The following is a 15,500-nucleotide window of genomic DNA, read 5'->3' as shown; positions in this document are numbered from 1 at the left end:
TATGAATGCCTGCGGGCTAATCGTCCGACGGCCGTCGCTCGCCCATTTATATACCTCCCGCCGCGTAGTTCGGGCGTGTCCCGCGTCACCGTCAGCATCGACCCGCACGTCCACTCCGAGGGGAGCTACGACGGCCACGAGCCGGTCGAGCTGATTCTCGAACACGCGGCCGAAATCGGGCTCGACGCGGTCGTCATCACCGACCACGACGTGATCCGGGAGTCGAAACGCGCGGCCGAGATCGCCCCCGAGTACGGGCTGATCGGCATTCCCGGCGTGGAGGTGTCGACCGCGCACGGCCACCTGCTCGCGGTCGGCGTCGAGCGGATGCCGCCCCGCGGGCGCTCGTACGCCGAGACGGTCCGCTGGATCCGCGACCGCGGCGGGGTCGCCATCGTCCCGCACCCGTTCCAGCGCTCGCGCCACGGCGTCCGCCAGCGCAACATCCCGACGCCCGGGTCGGCCGAGGACGCGGACGAGCCCGTCGCGGCGGACGGCGCCCCCGAAGCCGGAGCCGTCGGGGCGGACCCCGAGCCGGAGCCCGCCGCGGCGGTCGCCGAGGTGGACGCGATCGAGGTGTTCAACGCGTGGCTGTTCACCGGGTACCGCAACCGTCGCGCGCGCCGGTTCGCGGCCGAACACGGCTATCCCGGCGTCGCCGCGAGCGACGCGCACCACCTCCAGTACGTCGGCCGGGCGTTCACGGAGCTGACGGTCGAGGGCGTCGAGTCCGTTCACGACGTCACGGCCGACGACGTGCTGGCGGCGATCCGCCGCGGCACGACGACCGTCGAGGGGCGGCGCGCGCCGATCCGGATGGCGGCGAAACACTACGTCGGCGCGGCCGGGCGCCGCTCGGCGTACTACGCGCGGACCGGCGCCGCCCGGGGCGCGCGCGCCACCAAGCGGACCGCGGTGGACGGGGCGGTGGCCGCGAAGGTCGCCGCGCTCCAGTCGATCCACCGCACGCGGCGGTTCCTCTCCTGGTTCGCCTGAGAACGAGACCCGGCGAGCCGGCGCCCGCGGAGAACGGGTTTTTGCCCGCGGCCGCGAATGTACTCCCATGAGCCACGACAGACGCGAGTCCGGGTTCAAGCGGCGGACCCGGGTCGCGGACGCGAGGGCGACGCTGCTCGACGCCGTCACGCCCCACGACCGGACGGAGTCGGTCCCGGTCGAGGCGGCGGACGGGCGGGTCGTCGCCGAACCGATCGACGCGCCCGCGCCGGTGCCGGGGTACGACCGCGCCGCGGTGGACGGGTACGCGGTCCGCGCGAGCGACACCTTCGGCGCGGGCGACCGCTCGCCCGCGGTCCTCGCGTCGAAGCCAGCCGAATCGGACGCGGTCGCGCCCGGCGAGGCCGCGCGCGTCCACACCGGCAGCGCGGTCCCCGAGGGCGCGGACGCCGTCGTGATGGTCGAACAAGCGGAGGAGGTCGGCGACGAGGTGGAGGTGTTCGACGCGGTCGCGACCGGCGAGAACGTCGGCGAGGCCGGCGAGGACGTCGCCGACGGCCAACGCCTCTATGAGCCCGGGCACGTCCTGCGGCCGTCCGATATCGGCCTCCTGCGGTCGGTCGGTCTCGACACCGCGCCGGTCCGCGAGCCGCCCGAGGTCGCCGTCATTCCGACCGGCGAGGAGCTGGTCGAGTCCGACCCCGACCCCGGCGAGGTGATCGAGACGAACGGGCTCACGGTCTCCCGGCTCGTCGAGCGCTGGGGCGGCGAAGCGCGCTACCGCGACGTGGTCACCGACGACCCGGACGCGCTGCGCGAGGCGGTGGTGTCCGACCTCGACGCCGACGTGGTCGTCACCACCGGCGGCTCCTCCGTCGGCGAGCGCGACCTGATCCCCGAGGTCGTCGACGGCCTCGGCGAGGTGCTCGTCCACGGCGTCGCACTGAAGCCCGGCCACCCGGTGTGCCTCGGGACCGCCGAGGGGACGCCGATCGTGTCGCTCCCGGGTTACCCGGTCGCGTGCATCGTCAACGCGGCGCAGTTCCTCCGGCCCGCGACGAAGCGGGCGGGCGGGACCGACGCCGAGCCGTTCCCGACGCGGCGCGCGACGCTCGACCGGAAGATCGCGAGCGAGCCCGGCGTGCGGACGTTCGCGCGGGTGACGCTCTCGGAGCCGGTCGACGGTGCCGATTCGACTGACGGCGACGACGCCGACGACGCGCTCCCGACCGCGACGCCGACGCGCGCCAGCGGCTCCGGCATCCTCTCCAGCGTCGCGCTCGCCGACGGCTGGGTCGTCGTCCCCGAGCCGCGGGAGGGACTCGACGCCGGCGAGGCCGTCGACGTCGAGCTCTGGGAGGTGACCGAATGAGCGACCGCAAGGAGTTCCGCGACCTCGCGACCCCCGAGGCCGCCCGCGAGGCGATCGCGTCGCTCGACCTCTCGCCGGCGCCGGAGACGGTCCCGCTGCGGGAGGCCCGCGGGCGCGTCCTCGCCGAGCGCGTCGACGCCGCGATCGACGTGCCGGGGTTCGACCGCGCCTCGATGGACGGGTACGCCGTGCGGGCGCGCGACACCTTCGGCGCCGACGAGGCCGACCCCGCGGAGCTCGAACTCGTCGGTGCGGTCCACGCGGGCGCGGCGCCCGACGTGACCGTCGAGCCCGGCACCTGCGCGGAGATATCGACGGGCGCGGTGATGCCCGACGGCGCGGACGCGGTCGTGATGGTCGAGCGGACCGACGAGGTCGACGGGGGCGATTCCGGGGGCGGCCGGATCGCGATCCGAACCTCGGTCGCGCCGGGCGACCACGTGATGACCGCGGGGACGGACATCGCCGCCGGCGCCCGCGCACTCGGACCCGGAACGCGGCTCACGCCCCGCGAGATCGGGCTGCTGTCGGCGCTCGGCGTCGACGAGGTCCCGGTCGGGGGGCGGCCGCGCGTCGGCATCGTCTCGACGGGCGACGAGCTCGTGCGGCCGGGCGACGAGCTCGACCCGGACCGCGGCGAGATATACGACGTGAACTCGACGACGATCGCGGCGGGCGTCGAGGAGGCGGGCGGCGAGCCGGTGCTGTACCCGCACGCCGGCGACGACTACGACGAGATGGAGCGGCTGCTCCGCCGCGCGGCCGACGAGTGCGACCTGGTGCTCTCGTCGGGGTCGACCTCGGCGAGCGCCGTCGACGTCATCTACCGCGTGATCGAGGCCCGCGGCGAGCTGCTGCTCCACGGCGTCGCCGTCAAGCCCGGCAAGCCGATGCTCGTCGGGCGGCTCGACCGTACCGAAGAGGCGGACGACTCCCGGGGAAGCGAGTCCGCCTACATCGGCCTCCCCGGCTACCCGGTGTCCGCGTTCACCATCTTCCGGACGTTCGTCGCACCCGCGATCCGCGAGGCCGCCGGCCAGCCCGAGCCGGCGACGGCGACCGTCGAGGGCCGGATGGGCGTCGGCGAGCGCTACGGCGAGGGGCGCCTGCGGCTGATGCCGGTCGGCCTGCTCGACTTGGAAGCCGGCGACCGCCCGCTCGTCTACCCGGTCGACAAGGGGTCGGGCGCGACGACGAGCCTCGTCGAGGCGGACGGCGTCGTCGCGGTCGACCCGGACACCGAGTACCTCGACGTCGGCGAATCGGTCTCAGTTGACCTGTTCTCGCCGGACGTGCGCCCGCCGACGCTGCTGGGGGTCGGGGAGGACGACCCCGCGCTCAACCGCTTACTCGACCGGCTCGACAACCCCCGGTACCTCGCCGTGGGGTCGCGCGAGGGGCTCCGGCGCCTCCGCGACGGCGTCCCCGACGTGGCCGTGACCGCGGGGCCGACCGAGCGCGACGTCGACGCCGAGGCTGTCGGCGGCTGGACCCGCGAGTGGGGGCTCGTCGTTCCCGACGGGAACCCCGACGACGTGACCGGGATCGCGGACCTGATCGACCGCGACCTCCGGTTCCGGAACCGACCGACCGTCTCGGGGCTCCGACGGAGCCTCGACGCGGTCCTCGACGACCTGGCGGACGGGCGCGACGCCGACCGCCGCGACCTCGCCGAGGAGATCGACGGCTACGAGCGGACCGCGAAGGCGTTCGAGAGCCCGGTCCGCGCCGTCGCCGCCGGCGACGCGGACGCCGGCCTCGGTCTCCGCGAGACGGCGGACCGACTGGGCTGCGGGTTCGTCTCGCTGGGCGAGCAGTCGGTCGTCGTGCGCGCCGCCTCCGACCGTCTCGACCGCGAGCCGGTCGCGGCGCTGGCGGCGGAACTCGGCGGTGGCGCCGACGACGGCGCCGAGACGCCGGGCGCGGGCGCTGACGCGGCCGAGGATCGTCCCGACCTCGACGCGATCCTCGCCGACCTCCCGGGCTACTCGCGGAACAGCCGGAACGACCCCTGACCGACGACGACCTCCGACCGGTCCCCGTCGCGCTCGCCGTCTTCCTCGGCCCCCTCGCCCCCGTTTCCGGCGGTGGTGACGGTCATTTCGCTGACGCCGATCGAACCGCCAGCCCGCACCACCTCGGCCTCCGCGCGGAGGTCGCCGTTCGCGGGCCGGAGGTAGTTCGCGTTGAGGTTCACCGTCGCCACGCCGCCGTCGAGCGGGTCCTCGAACGTCGTGCGCTGGGCGACGCCGCCGGCCGTGTCGATCAGCGTCGCCGCGACGCCGCCGTGGATCGTCCGGCCGTCCGCGTTCGTGAGCTTGTCGTCGAACGGGATCGAGAGCACGACGCGGCCGCGTTCGATCGTCTCTACCTCCGTGTTCAGCCACGAGAGGTAGCCGTGATCGTCTTCCAGCTTCCGCCTGACGAACTCCGTCGCCCCGTCCGGGAGCGAGTCCATCTCCGCGATCTCCGTGCGGTCCATGTTCCGGAGAATACCCCGGGAGGGTTTGTACCCCCCGGAAACGCGCGACAACCGGCCGCCGATTGACGGTCTCGCTCAGCCGACGCCGAGCCGGATCGGGTCGTCGCTCGCGACGACGTCGAGCGTCACCGACTCGCCGATCTCGAACTCGCGGCCCGGGCAGACCACCTTGACGCCGAACCGGTCGCCGCGCGCGGCGAACAGCGACAGCCCGGTCACGCGCTCGCCGTTCGCGAGGACGTCGACCGGCGCCCACTCGACGCCGGGCGCTCCGGCGTCGGCGTCGCCGGCCCGGAGACTCCCGATTTCGGTACCGAAGAGGGATAGCGTCGTCCCGTCCGGCACGGTGGACCCCACCTTCCCTCGGAACGTCCCGCCGCCCGCGTAGTGCGTCAGCCCGCCGTCGAGCGGGACTCCCTCGTCGCTCGCGAGCGCGGCGAACGCCGGTCCGGAACCGGAGCGCCGCGGGCCGTCGAGGACGACGTGCGTCGGGCCGCGCTCGACGACGGTCCCGGTCCCGCCCCACGCGACCGGCTCCGCGTGGAGATCCGCGGCGACCGGCAGCGACCCGCTCGCTCGGAGGGGATTCGCGTCCGGCGGGCGGAAGCCGAGGTGGACGTGGTCGTCGACCCACTGGCCGAAGAAGCCCGAGCGCGTCGTCGGGCCGAGCGCGTCGCCGACAGCGACCCGGTCGCCGGGGTCGACCTCGGGGATCACGTGGAGGACCCGAGCGACGGTTCCGGACGGAGCGCCGGCGCGGGCGCACCACTCGTCGGCGAGGTCGACGACGATCAGGTGGTCCTCGGCGGCCGCGTACGAGCGGTCCGGGCAGCCGACGGTGCGGACCTCGCGGACGACGCCGGCGACCGGCGACCGGCCGACGCCGTCGCCCGGGTACAGGTCGACCGCGCGGCCGTGGTCGTGGGCGGGGTACGGGGAGTTGAACCGCGAGAACTTCTCGTACCGCTCGACGACGTCGGCGGGGAGGGTGACCGTCGCTTCCGGCGCGTCGGAATCGGCGGCGCCGTCGTCTGCCGGGGGCCCCGTCACGAGTCGGCCGCCTCCATCCCCTCGATCACGAACCGCGCGCCGCCGGCGTCGGACTCGGCGACCGAGAGCGTCCAGCCGTGCGCCTCGACGATGTCGCCGACGATGGCGAGTCCAAGCCCGGTGCCGCCGCCGAGCGACACGCCGCGCTCGGTGACGCGTTCGCGCTCCTCGGGCGGTATCCCGGGGCCGTCGTCGCCGACCGCCAGCGCGACGCCCTCGCCGTCAGCCGAGACGGTGACGGTGACGGCGACGTCCTCGCCCGCGTGATCGATCGCGTTGCGGAACAGGTTCGAGACCAGCTGTTCGAGGCGGTCGCGGTCGGCCAGCGCGGTCGCGTCGCCCTCGACGGTCAGCGTCGCGTCCGCGGTCTCCAGCCGCGACCAGACCCGCCGAACCGTCGCGTCCAGCGAGACGCGGTCGAGGTCGTCGACCGTCTCCCCCGCCGTCGCCAGCGCGAGCAGCCCCTCGATCATGTCGTCCATCCGCTCGTGGGCGTTCGCCGCCCGCTCTAAGGCGCCGTCCGGGTCCTCGCCGCGCTGGCGGGCCAGTTCGACGGCCGCGGACGCGGCGGCGAGGGGGTTCCGCAGGTCGTGCGAGACGACGCCGGCGAACTCCTCGAGCCGCTCGTTCTGTCGTTCGAGCTCGGCCTCGCGCCGTTCGAGCTCGGTCTGTCGCCGCTCTCGCGCGGTCACGTCGCGCAGCAGGAACACGTGCCCGCGGTCCGTCCCGCGCGGGTCGGTTATCGGGTTCTCCTGGATGTCGAACTGGCGGTCGCCGATGGCGATCGGGTGCTCGTCGCCGCCCTCCAGGCGCGGGAACGCCTCAGACAGCGACGATCCCACCGCGTCCGGCGGGAGGATCGCCTCGGCCGCGGGGTTCAGGTCGCGGATGCGGCCGTCGGAACCGGAGACGATGACGGGGTCTTGCATCACCTCGACGGCGGTGTCGCGCGCGACGACCGCGGCGTCGAGGGTGCCGAGCCAGAAGACGGTGCCGTAGAGGAACACGCCGTGTATCACGAACGCCGTCGGCAGCCACGAGAGGTGCGCGTAGCTCCCCACGTCGACGAAGGTGGCGATACCCGCCAGGAACGGGAACAGGGTGCCGAGCAGCACGACGAACGTCTGGAGCCGGTAGCGGTTCCCGGTCCGCTCGTAGAGGTCGACGACGAGGAGCACGCCGGCGACGCACAGCCCGTACGCGAGGAGGACGAACGCGCCCCCGACGGGGCCGAGCCCGTACCCGAGCAGCGTGAACGGGCCGTCGACGACGGGGATCACCGAGCGGCGGGCGAGCCCGTGGGTGCCGCTCGACCACGCGAGGAGGACCCAGACGAACGCGGGCGTCGCGAGCGCGACGATCCGGTTCTCGGTTCGCCAGCGGTCGTGCCCGGTGAACGCGAAGGCGAAGAGGATCCAGAGGACGGGTAACGCGCCCATGAGCGGCGTCGCCAGGTTGAGCGCGACCGTCATCGCGACCTCGCCGGTCGCGGCGACGCGGAGCGCGTACAGGAGGGAGACGCCGCCCCCGCACAGCAGGTAGAGCGCGACCTCGATCCCGCCGGGCTCGTCGCGCTCGCGCCACGCGACCCGGCCGAGCCAGAGCCCGATGCCCCCCGCCAACAGGCAGGCGGTCAGGTACGCTTGGACCGGCAGCGCGCCGAGGTCGCTCATCGATACCTGAACCACTTCCAGGGCCGACAAAACTGTTGTGTCACACGGCGGCCGACGGGCCGCCTCCTCACCGGGGCTCGGGGCGCGCCGACGGGCGACCGCGCCCGGCGCAAAGGGCTTGTGCGCTCCCGTCGTCGGATTCGGTATGCGCGTGTACAGGGGCGAGTTCGCGACGCCCGCCGCGGACCGCGAGCCGACGGCGGAGCTGCTCGCGTCCGCCGCGGACGGCGTCCCAGCCGTGCGCGTGGCCGCGCCGCCGCGGCAGGTCGCGTTCGGTCGGCGTGACGCCCGCGAGTCCGGGTTCGAGGCGGCGAAGCGGGCGGCCGAGGAGGCGGGGTTCCCGCCCGTCGAACGCGACGTCGGCGGGCGCGCGGTCGCGTACACCGGGTCGACGCTCTCGTTCGGCGTTGCGGTGCCGGCCGGCGGCGGGCGGGGCTCGATCGACTCGCGGTACGAGACCGCGACCGAGACGCTCCGCGACGCGCTCCGCGACGTGGGCGCCGACGTGGTCCGGGGAGAGCCGCCGGCCGCCTTCTGTCCGGGGGACCACTCGCTCCGGGTCGCGGGCGGGAAGCGCGCTCCGAACGCTCCGGAGGACGACGGCGGAAAGGTCGCGGGCCTCGCCCAGCGCGTCCGCGCCGACGCGGCGCTCGTCGCGGGCGTCCTCGTCGTCTCGGCCGCGGACCCCGACCCGATCGCGCGGGTCACCGAACCGATCTACGACGCGCTCGGGGTGCCGTTCGATCCGGAGTCGGTCGGGAGCGTCGCCGACGCCGGCGGCCCGGACGACCCGGACGCCGTCGCCCGCGCGGTCGAGGGCGCGTTCGTCGACGGCCCGTGGGGGGACGGCGAGCGAGAAGTCGTGCGCGTGGACGGGGGAGACGCCTGAGCGCGGCGCGGCCCCCGGTTCCGACGTTTCGACGTGCTTTTTATGCGCGGGGGACTGGGTTCGCGCATGGCCGAATTCAAAGTCGTCGTCGCCGACCCCGAGACCGGCGAGACGTTCCAGCGAGAGGTCGACGGACAGGACGCCAACCGATTCCTCGGTCGCGAACTCGGCGACGAGATCGGCGGCGACGCCGTCGGGCTCTCCGACCACACGATCGAACTCACCGGGGGATCCGACGAGACCGGGCGCCCGATGCGCGAGGACGTCTCCGGCACGCGCCTGAAGGAGCTCCTCCTGGAGGGCGGCGTCGGCTTCGAGCCGTCCCGCGAGGGCGAGCGCAAGCGCATCACCGTCCGCGGTCGGGAGATCGACGACGATATCGCGCAGATCAACGCGAGCGTCGTCGACGGCGACGGCGACGTTGCGGCCGCGCTCGGCGAGGGCGACGCGGACGACGACGCCGACGAGTAACGACGCGGCGATGCCTCGCGTCCCCTCCGACGGCGAGGACGTCTCTTCGATCCGCGTCTCGCTCGCCCGGAGCGGCGGCACTCGCCGCCCCTGCGTCAGGCTCCCCGACGACGACGCGCTCGACGGCCGCGTCGAGTCCGGACGCTGCGACGCGCTCGGCGTGAGTCAGGGCGACCTGATCCGCGTCGCGATCGACCGCGAGGAGTACCACGCGCGGGTCGCAGGCGACTCGACGGGACGGCTCCTCCGCGGCGCGTTCGACAACCGGCGGCTCGCGCGCGAGGCCGGCGAGGGCACGAACCGATTGGTCGAGTGGCTCGACGCGAACGGCCGGGGGCCGGGCGACAGCGTCGTCCTCGACGTCGTGGTGCCCGGCGAGCTGTACGGCCTCCGGATCCCCGGCGAACGGACCGTGTACGACGCGAACCGCGGGCCGCGCTCGTCGCTCGCGGACATCGCGCAAGACGTGGACGAATAGCCCCGCGGCGTCAGGCCAGAAGCCCCGCGGCGTCAGGCCGGATCCCTTATTCTCGCTCGGTTCCGAGGTCGGTCCATGCAGGAGGTCGACGCGGACCTGACGGCGCTCGACCGCGCGATCATCAACGCGTTCCAGGGCGGGTTCCCGGTCGCGGAGCGCCCCTTCGACGCGGCGGCGGCCGCGCTCCGCGAGCGCGGCGTCGACGTGACCGGCCCGGAGCTGTGCGAGCGCGTCCGCGAGCTCGACGAGGAGGGAATCCTCTCGCGGTTCGGCGCGCTCGTCAACGCCGAGGAGATCGGCGGGGCGGCGTCGCTCGTCGCGATGCACGCGCCCGAGGACCGCTACGAGGAGATCGCGGAGACGGTCAACGAGTTCACCGCGGTCGCGCACAACTACGAGCGCGAGCACCCCCACCTCAACATGTGGTTCGTGGTGAGCGTCGCGGACCACCCGGACCCGGACAAGGACGGGAGCGACCGGGTCGAAGAAGTCCTCTCCGAGATCGAGGCCGCCACGGGCCAGGAGACGTACAACCTCCCGAAGCTCCGGGAGTTCCACGTCGGCGCGAAGTTCCTCGTCGACGGGCCGGTCCCCGAGGGCGACGTCGACCTCTCGGAGCTGGGCCCCGAGGTCGCGCCGAGCGACCGCGGGACGCTCACCCCCGACGAGCGCGACCTCGTGGTCGAGATCCAGGGCGGGCTCCCGGTGACGGAGACCCCGTACGCCGACGTGGCGGCCGCGACCGGCGCCGACGTCGACTGGGTGATCGAGACGATCAAGCGGTTCGAGCGGGAGGGGAAGGTGCGCCGCGTCGGCGTCATCCCGAACCACTACGCGCTCGGCTACACGGAGAACGGGATGACGGTCTGGAACGTGCCCGAGGAGGTCTTAGACGAGGTCGGTCCCGCCGTCGCGGCGCTGGACTTCGTCACGCACTGCTACGAGCGGCCGCGCCACGCCGGCGTCTGGGAGTACAACTTCTTCGCGATGACGCACGGGCGCACGGAGGCGGAGAGCGAGCGCCGGATCGCGGAGGTGCGGGAGCTGATGGACGAGCACTGGGACGTCGGCGCCGACGACTGGGACACCCTGTTCTCGACGCGCATCCTGAAGAAGACCGGCATCCGCATCGCGGACCGGGCGGACAGCAACACGGCGTGACCCGCCGAACCGCGCGGCTCGGAGGCCGAGCGTGACGCCGCTGTACCACGACCTCGCGGGCGAGACGGTCGTCGTCTTTGGCGGCGGCGCCGTCGGCTCGCGGAAGGCGAGGGGGTTCGACGAGGCGGGCCGGATCGTCGTCGTCAGCCCCGAGTTCGCAGAGCGGCTGCGCCCGACCGAGGACGAGACGACCGACACCGACGGACCGATCGAACTGGTCCGCGCCGCGCCTGACGCCGACGCCGTCGCGGAGTGGATCGACCGCCTCGATCCGGCGCTCGCGGTCGCCGCGACCGACGACGCCGCGGTCAACGCCGCCGTGGAGTCGGCCGCACTCGACCGGGGAATCCTCGTCAACCGGACGGACGTCTCCGGGGGGCGGGACCCCGGGAGCGTCGTCGTGCCCGCGACGGTCGAGGACGATCCGGTGACCGTGGCGCTCTCGACGGGGGGGACGAGCCCCGCGCTCGCGAAGGCGCTGCGGGAGCGGATCGAGGCCGAGATCGCGGGCGCCGGCGAGATGGCGGCGCTCTCGGGCGAGATCCGCGAGGAGCTGAAAGCGGCGGGCGTCGCCCCCGAAAAGCGGCGGGAAGCGGTCCGGCGCGTTGTCAGATCCCGGGGGGTTTGGAAGGGTTTACAAAAGGGGAGATCCAACGGACGGCAAGAGGCCGACACCGTGATTGAGGAGGTACTCGACCGATGAGAGAGACGGGTGCGATCGCCGGCGTGAGCGTCGCCCACGCCGACGCGACCGTCGACGAGATCGAGGCCGCCGGCGGCGACGGCGTCCGCGCGACCGTCTCCGACCTGCTCGCTCGCGAAGGGGTCGAGGAGGCGTTCGCGGTCCAGACGTGTAACCGCTCGGAGGCGTACGTCGTCACCGACCGGACCGTCGACGGGACGACGGCGCTGTCGACGTTCGCGCCGGACGTTCGCGGCGGCGCGGTCCGCCGCCTCGACCACGAGGAGAGCCTGGAACACCTGATGCGCGTCGCCTCCGGGCTGGAGTCGCTCGTGCTCGGCGAGGACCAGATCATCGGCCAGCTGCGCGAGGCCTACGAGGAGTCGAAGTCGGCGGGCGGGATCGGCCCCGTCCTCAAGGACGCCGTGACGAAGGCGCTCCACGTCGGCGAGCGCGCGCGGACGGAGACCGAGATCAACGAGGGCGTCGTCTCGCTCGGCTCCGCGGCCGTCCGGCTGGCGGCCGGCGAGATCGACCTGACGGACGGGACGGCGGTCGTCGTCGGCGCCGGCGAGATGGGAACGCTCGCGGCCCGCACGCTCGACGACACCGCGGTCTCGGAGATCGTCGTCGCGAACCGCACCGTGCCGCACGCGGAGTTCGTCGTCGAGGAGGTCGACACCCCCGCCGAGGCGGTGTCGCTCGCGGACCTCCCCGCGATCATCCCCGACGCCGACCTCGTCGTCACCGCGACCGGGAGCCCGGATCTGGTCGTTCACCCCTCGTACGTCGACGGCGCGGGTCGCGTCGTCTGTATCGACATCGCGCAGCCGCGCGACGTCGACCCCGCGGCCGGCGCCCGCGAGGGCGTCACCGTCTACGACATCGACGACCTCGAAGACGTCACCCGGCGGACCCGCGAGAGCCGCGCCGAGGAGGCCCGAAAGGTCGAGTCGATTATCGACGAGGAGCTCGACCGCATCCTCCGGGCGTACAAGCGCAAGCGCGCGGACGACGCCATCTCGGCGATGTACGCCGGCGCGGACCAGGTGAAGGCGCGCGAGCTCGACCGCGCGATGTCGAAGCTGGAGGCGCAGGGCGGGCTGACCGACGAGCAGCGCGAGACGGTCGAAGACCTGGCCGACGCGCTCGTCGGCCAACTGCTCGCGGCCCCGACGCGCTCGCTCCGGGACGCCGCCGGCGAGGACGACTGGGAGACGATCCGCACCGCGCTCCGGCTGTTCGACCCCGAGTTCACGGCGGAGGCCGACGGGCCGGAGGAGGCGGACATCGCCGACGCCGCGGCCGGCGGTCCGGACGCGCTCCCGGACTCCGTCGCCGAGGAACTCGACGACTAAGTTTGTCGTTTATAAGTGATCGACCGCGGGTCGGCGGCCAACGACTCCGGCGGCCCGGCCGCTCGTTTTTAAATAGTTGATATCGAAGCGACCGCGAACACTGCCAACGACCCAGCCGCTTATTTATAAGCCGTTGCTGGCGGATCGGCGGCGCACACCTCCAAAGGCCCAGTCGCTCGCTTATAAATAGTACCTGGGAGATCGACGGCGAATGGCTCCAAAGCCCCTTTGAGTCCCACCCGACCGCCCCGCACAGCACCTCACGCCTCCCCAACCTCGTCGGCCTCCCTTCGGTCGGCCGACTCCAGCGAGGGACCGAAGGTCCCTCTGGCAGCCGGGACGTAGCGCCGGCGACCTCGCGCGTGTCGTCTCGCGGCCGCCGGGGGCGGCCGCTCGCAGGCACGCGCCACCGTCGTGTTTATTTATAAATCGTTGTCTGCGGAGGCCAGGGCTTGACGGGGACTGCGCTTGGATCCAATCCCGACGGACCGCCGCGCTTTATTCCCCGCCCGCACCACAGGCCGGTATGAAGCTCTCCGAGTACGTCGAGCGACTCGACGACGAACTCGACACGGCCGCGTACGCCGACGTCGACGCGAGCGCGAACGGGCTCCAGGTCGGCCCGGACGACGCCGAGGTGGAGCGCGTCGCGTTCGCGGTCGACGCCGCGGCGGCGACCATCGAGGCCGCCGCGGACGCGGGCGCGGACGTTCTCGTCGTCCACCACGGCCTCTCGTGGGGCGGCATCGAGCGCGTCACGGGGCGCGTCCACGACCGGATCGCGGCGCTCGTCGAGAACGACCTCGCGCTGTACGTCTCCCATCTCCCGCTCGACGGGCATCAGGAACTGGGCAACGCCGCCGGCGTCGCCGAGGAGGTCGGGCTCTCCGACCGCGACCCCTTCGGGGAGATGGGCCCGGTCACGATCGGGACGATCGGCGAGGCGGCCGAGCCGCGGTCGGCGGCCGCGATCCGTGAGACGCTCGACGGATTCGAGGGCCAGCCCGCTGGCGAGGCGTCGCCCACGCGGGTCCTCGACTTCGGGCCCGACGAAATCGAGCGCGTCGCGGTCGTCACCGGGTCCGGCGTCGACTGGCTGGACGAGGCGGTCGCGGCCGACGCGGACGCGCTGATCACCGGCGAGGGGAAACAGCAGGTCTACCACGACGCGCGGGAGGCCGGAATTTCCGTGTTCCTCGCCGGCCACTACGCCACGGAGACGTTCGGCGTCCGCGCGCTCCAATCGCTGACCGACGACTGGGGCGTCGAGACGACGTACCTCCCACATCCGACCGGTCTGTGAGTCGACCGTCGAGGTGACCGCGCGCCGGCGGGACTCCGCGGCCGACGGGGCGACTCCGATCGGGGGCGCGCTCGCCGCCGAACGCAACCCTTACCGCTCGCGTCCGCGCAGTCGGAGATATGCGCGATCACTTCGAGATCCGGGACCACGACGCCGCCGGGCGGATCGGCCGGCTGGAGGTCCCGCGCGCCGACGTCACGGTCGAGACGCCGGCGCTCCTGCCCGTGGTCAACCCCAACGTGCTCACGATCGAGCCCGAGCGGCTCCGCGGGGAGTTCGGCGCGGAGATGCTGATCACGAACTCCTACATCATCCGCAGCACCGACCGCATCCGCGACCGCGTCCTCGACGAGGGGCTCCACGACTTCCTCGGCTTCGACGGCGCGATCATGACCGACTCCGGCTCCTTCCAGCTGGCGGAGTACGGCGACATCGACGTGACGACCGCGGAGATCATCGAGTTCCAGCGGCGGATCGGCAGCGACGTGGCGACCCCCGTCGACGTGCCCACGCCGCCCGACGCCGACCGCGACCAGGCGGAGCGAGAGCTGGCGACGACGAAGCAGGCGCTCGCGGACGCCGAGGACGCCGAGACCGGCGAGATGCTGGTCAACGCGCCGGTCCAGGGGTCGACGTACGCCGACCTCCGCGAGGAGGCGGGTCGGCACGCGGCCGCGACCGACCTCGACGTGTTCCCGGTCGGCGCGATGGTCCCCCTCCTGAACTCCTACCGCTACGCCGAGGTGGTCGAGGCGGTGCGCGCGGCGAAGCGGGGCCTCGGGCCGGGCGCGCCGGTCCACCTGTTCGGCGCCGGCCACCCGATGATGCTGGCGCTCGCGGTGGCGGCCGGCTGCGACCTGTTCGACTCGGCCGCCTACGCGCTGATGGCGCGCGACGGCCGCTACCTCACCGTCTCCGGGACGGAACACCTCGAAGACCTCGACTACTTCCCCTGCTCGTGTCCCGTCTGCGCGGACCACACGCCCGCCGACCTCCGCGGGTTCGACGACGGCGAGACGGAGCGGCTGCTCGCGGCGCACAACCTCCACGTCACCTTCGAGGAGCTGCGCCGGGTGAAGGAGGCGATCCGGTCCGGGAACCTTCTCGACCTGGTCGACCGCCGCGCCCGCGGCCACCCGGCGATGCTCGACGGCTACCGCGCGCTGCTCGACCACGCCGACGAGCTGGAGCGCACCGACCCCGGCTCGAAGGACGCGTTCTTCTACACCTCTCACGAGGCGGCGCGCCGGCCGGAAGTCGAACGGCACCAGGACCGGCTCGCCCGGCTGGCGGCGCCCGACGACCTCCTCCTCACCGAGTCGAAGGCGCCCTCGAACCACGAGTACGACGAGGTATGGCGCGTGAAGCCGCCGTTCGGCCCGTACCCGCCCGCGCTCTCGGAGACGTACCCGCTCACCGCGGAGGTGCCCGAGCGGACCGACGACGCGGCGCAGGTCGCGGCCGCGGCGGGCGTGGCCGCGCTCGCGGCGGCGAACCCCGGGACGGCGCTCACGCTCGGCCACGACGCGTGGTGCGACCGCGCGCTCGACCGGCTGCCCGAGCGCGTCGAGACGGAGAACCTCCGGACGCTCGGCTGACGAGCGGGACGCTCGTTCGGGAGGGA

14 protein-coding genes are annotated in these 15,500 nt (G+C 73.5%); 11 read left to right on the top strand and 3 right to left on the bottom strand.

All coding sequences use genetic code 11. From position 1 onward, the window contains the following. The first annotated feature begins 75 nt into the window (after window positions 1-75). From C470_RS02875 to C470_RS02865, 3 genes are all read left to right on the top strand, one after another. The gene (locus tag C470_RS02875; RefSeq protein ID WP_008365175.1) at window positions 76-996 is read left to right on the top strand and encodes a CehA/McbA family metallohydrolase; all 921 of its coding nucleotides are present in this window, start codon (window positions 76-78) and stop codon (window positions 994-996) included. A gap of 67 nt (window positions 997-1,063) precedes the next feature. Then, window positions 1,064-2,329: a molybdopterin molybdotransferase MoeA gene (locus C470_RS02870; protein ID WP_008365173.1), complete on the top strand. Its 1,266-nt coding sequence runs from the start codon at window positions 1,064-1,066 to the stop codon at window positions 2,327-2,329. Further along, the gene (locus C470_RS02865; protein ID WP_008365172.1) at window positions 2,326-4,344 is read left to right on the top strand and encodes a molybdopterin biosynthesis protein; all 2,019 of its coding nucleotides are present in this window, start codon (window positions 2,326-2,328) and stop codon (window positions 4,342-4,344) included. The genes C470_RS02870 and C470_RS02865 overlap by 4 nt, the downstream gene beginning before the upstream one ends. Here the strand turns inward: C470_RS02865 and C470_RS02860 are convergent. From C470_RS02860 to C470_RS02850, 3 genes are all read right to left on the bottom strand, one after another. Continuing rightward, complete coding sequence (locus C470_RS02860) at window positions 4,314-4,811, bottom strand: PaaI family thioesterase (RefSeq protein ID WP_007344423.1); 498 nt, start codon at window positions 4,809-4,811, stop codon at window positions 4,314-4,316. The two genes, C470_RS02865 and C470_RS02860, sit on opposite strands and share 31 nt — an antisense overlap. A 75-nt stretch (window positions 4,812-4,886) precedes the next feature. Beyond that, on the bottom strand, window positions 4,887-5,861 hold the full coding sequence (locus tag C470_RS02855; protein ID WP_008365170.1) for a hypothetical protein: 975 nt from the start codon (window positions 5,859-5,861) through the stop codon (window positions 4,887-4,889). Then, window positions 5,858-7,534 (bottom strand): sensor histidine kinase, encoded by a 1,677-nt coding sequence (locus C470_RS02850; protein WP_049908548.1) that lies wholly within the window; start codon window positions 7,532-7,534, stop codon window positions 5,858-5,860. Before C470_RS02850 ends, C470_RS02855 begins: the two co-directional genes overlap by 4 nt. 145 nt (window positions 7,535-7,679) lie before the next feature. On the opposite strand from C470_RS02850, the gene C470_RS02845 reads away from it, so the two are divergent. The 8 genes from C470_RS02845 (at window position 7,680) to tgtA (ending at window position 15,474) form a co-directional block, all read left to right on the top strand. Further along, on the top strand, window positions 7,680-8,423 hold the full coding sequence (locus tag C470_RS02845; RefSeq protein ID WP_008365165.1) for a lipoyl protein ligase domain-containing protein: 744 nt from the start codon (window positions 7,680-7,682) through the stop codon (window positions 8,421-8,423). A 66-nt stretch (window positions 8,424-8,489) separates the two neighbouring features. After that, entirely contained in the window at window positions 8,490-8,894 is a 405-nt protein-coding gene (locus C470_RS02840) for a 30S ribosomal protein S6e (RefSeq protein WP_004596146.1), read from the top strand. A 10-nt stretch (window positions 8,895-8,904) separates the two neighbouring features. Beyond that, entirely contained in the window at window positions 8,905-9,372 is a 468-nt protein-coding gene (locus C470_RS02835; RefSeq protein WP_004599787.1) for a DUF7112 family protein, read from the top strand. A 75-nt stretch (window positions 9,373-9,447) separates the two neighbouring features. Then, a complete protein-coding gene (gene ahbB, locus C470_RS02830) occupies window positions 9,448-10,533 on the top strand; it encodes a siroheme decarboxylase subunit beta (protein ID WP_008365162.1) in 1,086 nt (361 codons plus the stop codon). Window positions 10,534-10,564: 31 nt separating this feature from the next. After that, a complete protein-coding gene (locus tag C470_RS02825) occupies window positions 10,565-11,236 on the top strand; it encodes a precorrin-2 dehydrogenase/sirohydrochlorin ferrochelatase family protein (RefSeq protein WP_008365160.1) in 672 nt (223 codons plus the stop codon). Further along, entirely contained in the window at window positions 11,233-12,573 is a 1,341-nt protein-coding gene (hemA, locus tag C470_RS02820) for a glutamyl-tRNA reductase (protein ID WP_007344417.1), read from the top strand. Before C470_RS02825 ends, hemA begins: the two co-directional genes overlap by 4 nt. A 526-nt stretch (window positions 12,574-13,099) precedes the next feature. After that, entirely contained in the window at window positions 13,100-13,876 is a 777-nt protein-coding gene (locus C470_RS02815) for a Nif3-like dinuclear metal center hexameric protein (RefSeq protein WP_007344416.1), read from the top strand. A 119-nt stretch (window positions 13,877-13,995) separates the two neighbouring features. Next, the gene (gene tgtA, locus C470_RS02810; RefSeq protein WP_008365157.1) at window positions 13,996-15,474 is read left to right on the top strand and encodes a tRNA guanosine(15) transglycosylase TgtA; all 1,479 of its coding nucleotides are present in this window, start codon (window positions 13,996-13,998) and stop codon (window positions 15,472-15,474) included. Window positions 15,475-15,500: the final 26 nt, after the last annotated feature.

Source organism: Halorubrum distributum JCM 13561, assembly GCF_000337395.1.
Lineage (GTDB): Archaea > Halobacteriota > Halobacteria > Halobacteriales > Haloferacaceae > Halorubrum > Halorubrum distributum.
The sequence above is the reverse complement of the archived record's forward strand: the minus strand, read 5'-3'. Positions and strand labels throughout refer to the sequence as shown.

Excerpts from the sequence above, each read along its gene's own strand:
- C470_RS02870 (WP_008365173.1), top strand. The coding sequence starts at position 1,064 with ATGAGCCACGACAGACGCGAGTCCGGGTTCAAGCGGCGGACCCGGGTC.
- C470_RS02865 (WP_008365172.1), top strand. The coding sequence starts at position 2,326 with ATGAGCGACCGCAAGGAGTTCCGCGACCTCGCGACCCCCGAGGCCGCC.
- C470_RS02860 (WP_007344423.1), bottom strand. The coding sequence starts at position 4,811 with ATGGACCGCACGGAGATCGCGGAGATGGACTCGCTCCCGGACGGGGCG.
- C470_RS02850 (WP_049908548.1), bottom strand. The coding sequence starts at position 7,534 with ATGAGCGACCTCGGCGCGCTGCCGGTCCAAGCGTACCTGACCGCCTGC.
- C470_RS02845 (WP_008365165.1), top strand. The coding sequence starts at position 7,680 with ATGCGCGTGTACAGGGGCGAGTTCGCGACGCCCGCCGCGGACCGCGAG.
- C470_RS02840 (WP_004596146.1), top strand. The coding sequence starts at position 8,490 with ATGGCCGAATTCAAAGTCGTCGTCGCCGACCCCGAGACCGGCGAGACG.
- C470_RS02835 (WP_004599787.1), top strand. The coding sequence starts at position 8,905 with ATGCCTCGCGTCCCCTCCGACGGCGAGGACGTCTCTTCGATCCGCGTC.
- ahbB (WP_008365162.1), top strand. The coding sequence starts at position 9,448 with ATGCAGGAGGTCGACGCGGACCTGACGGCGCTCGACCGCGCGATCATC.
- hemA (WP_007344417.1), top strand. The coding sequence starts at position 11,233 with ATGAGAGAGACGGGTGCGATCGCCGGCGTGAGCGTCGCCCACGCCGAC.
- C470_RS02815 (WP_007344416.1), top strand. The coding sequence starts at position 13,100 with ATGAAGCTCTCCGAGTACGTCGAGCGACTCGACGACGAACTCGACACG.
- tgtA (WP_008365157.1), top strand. The coding sequence starts at position 13,996 with ATGCGCGATCACTTCGAGATCCGGGACCACGACGCCGCCGGGCGGATC.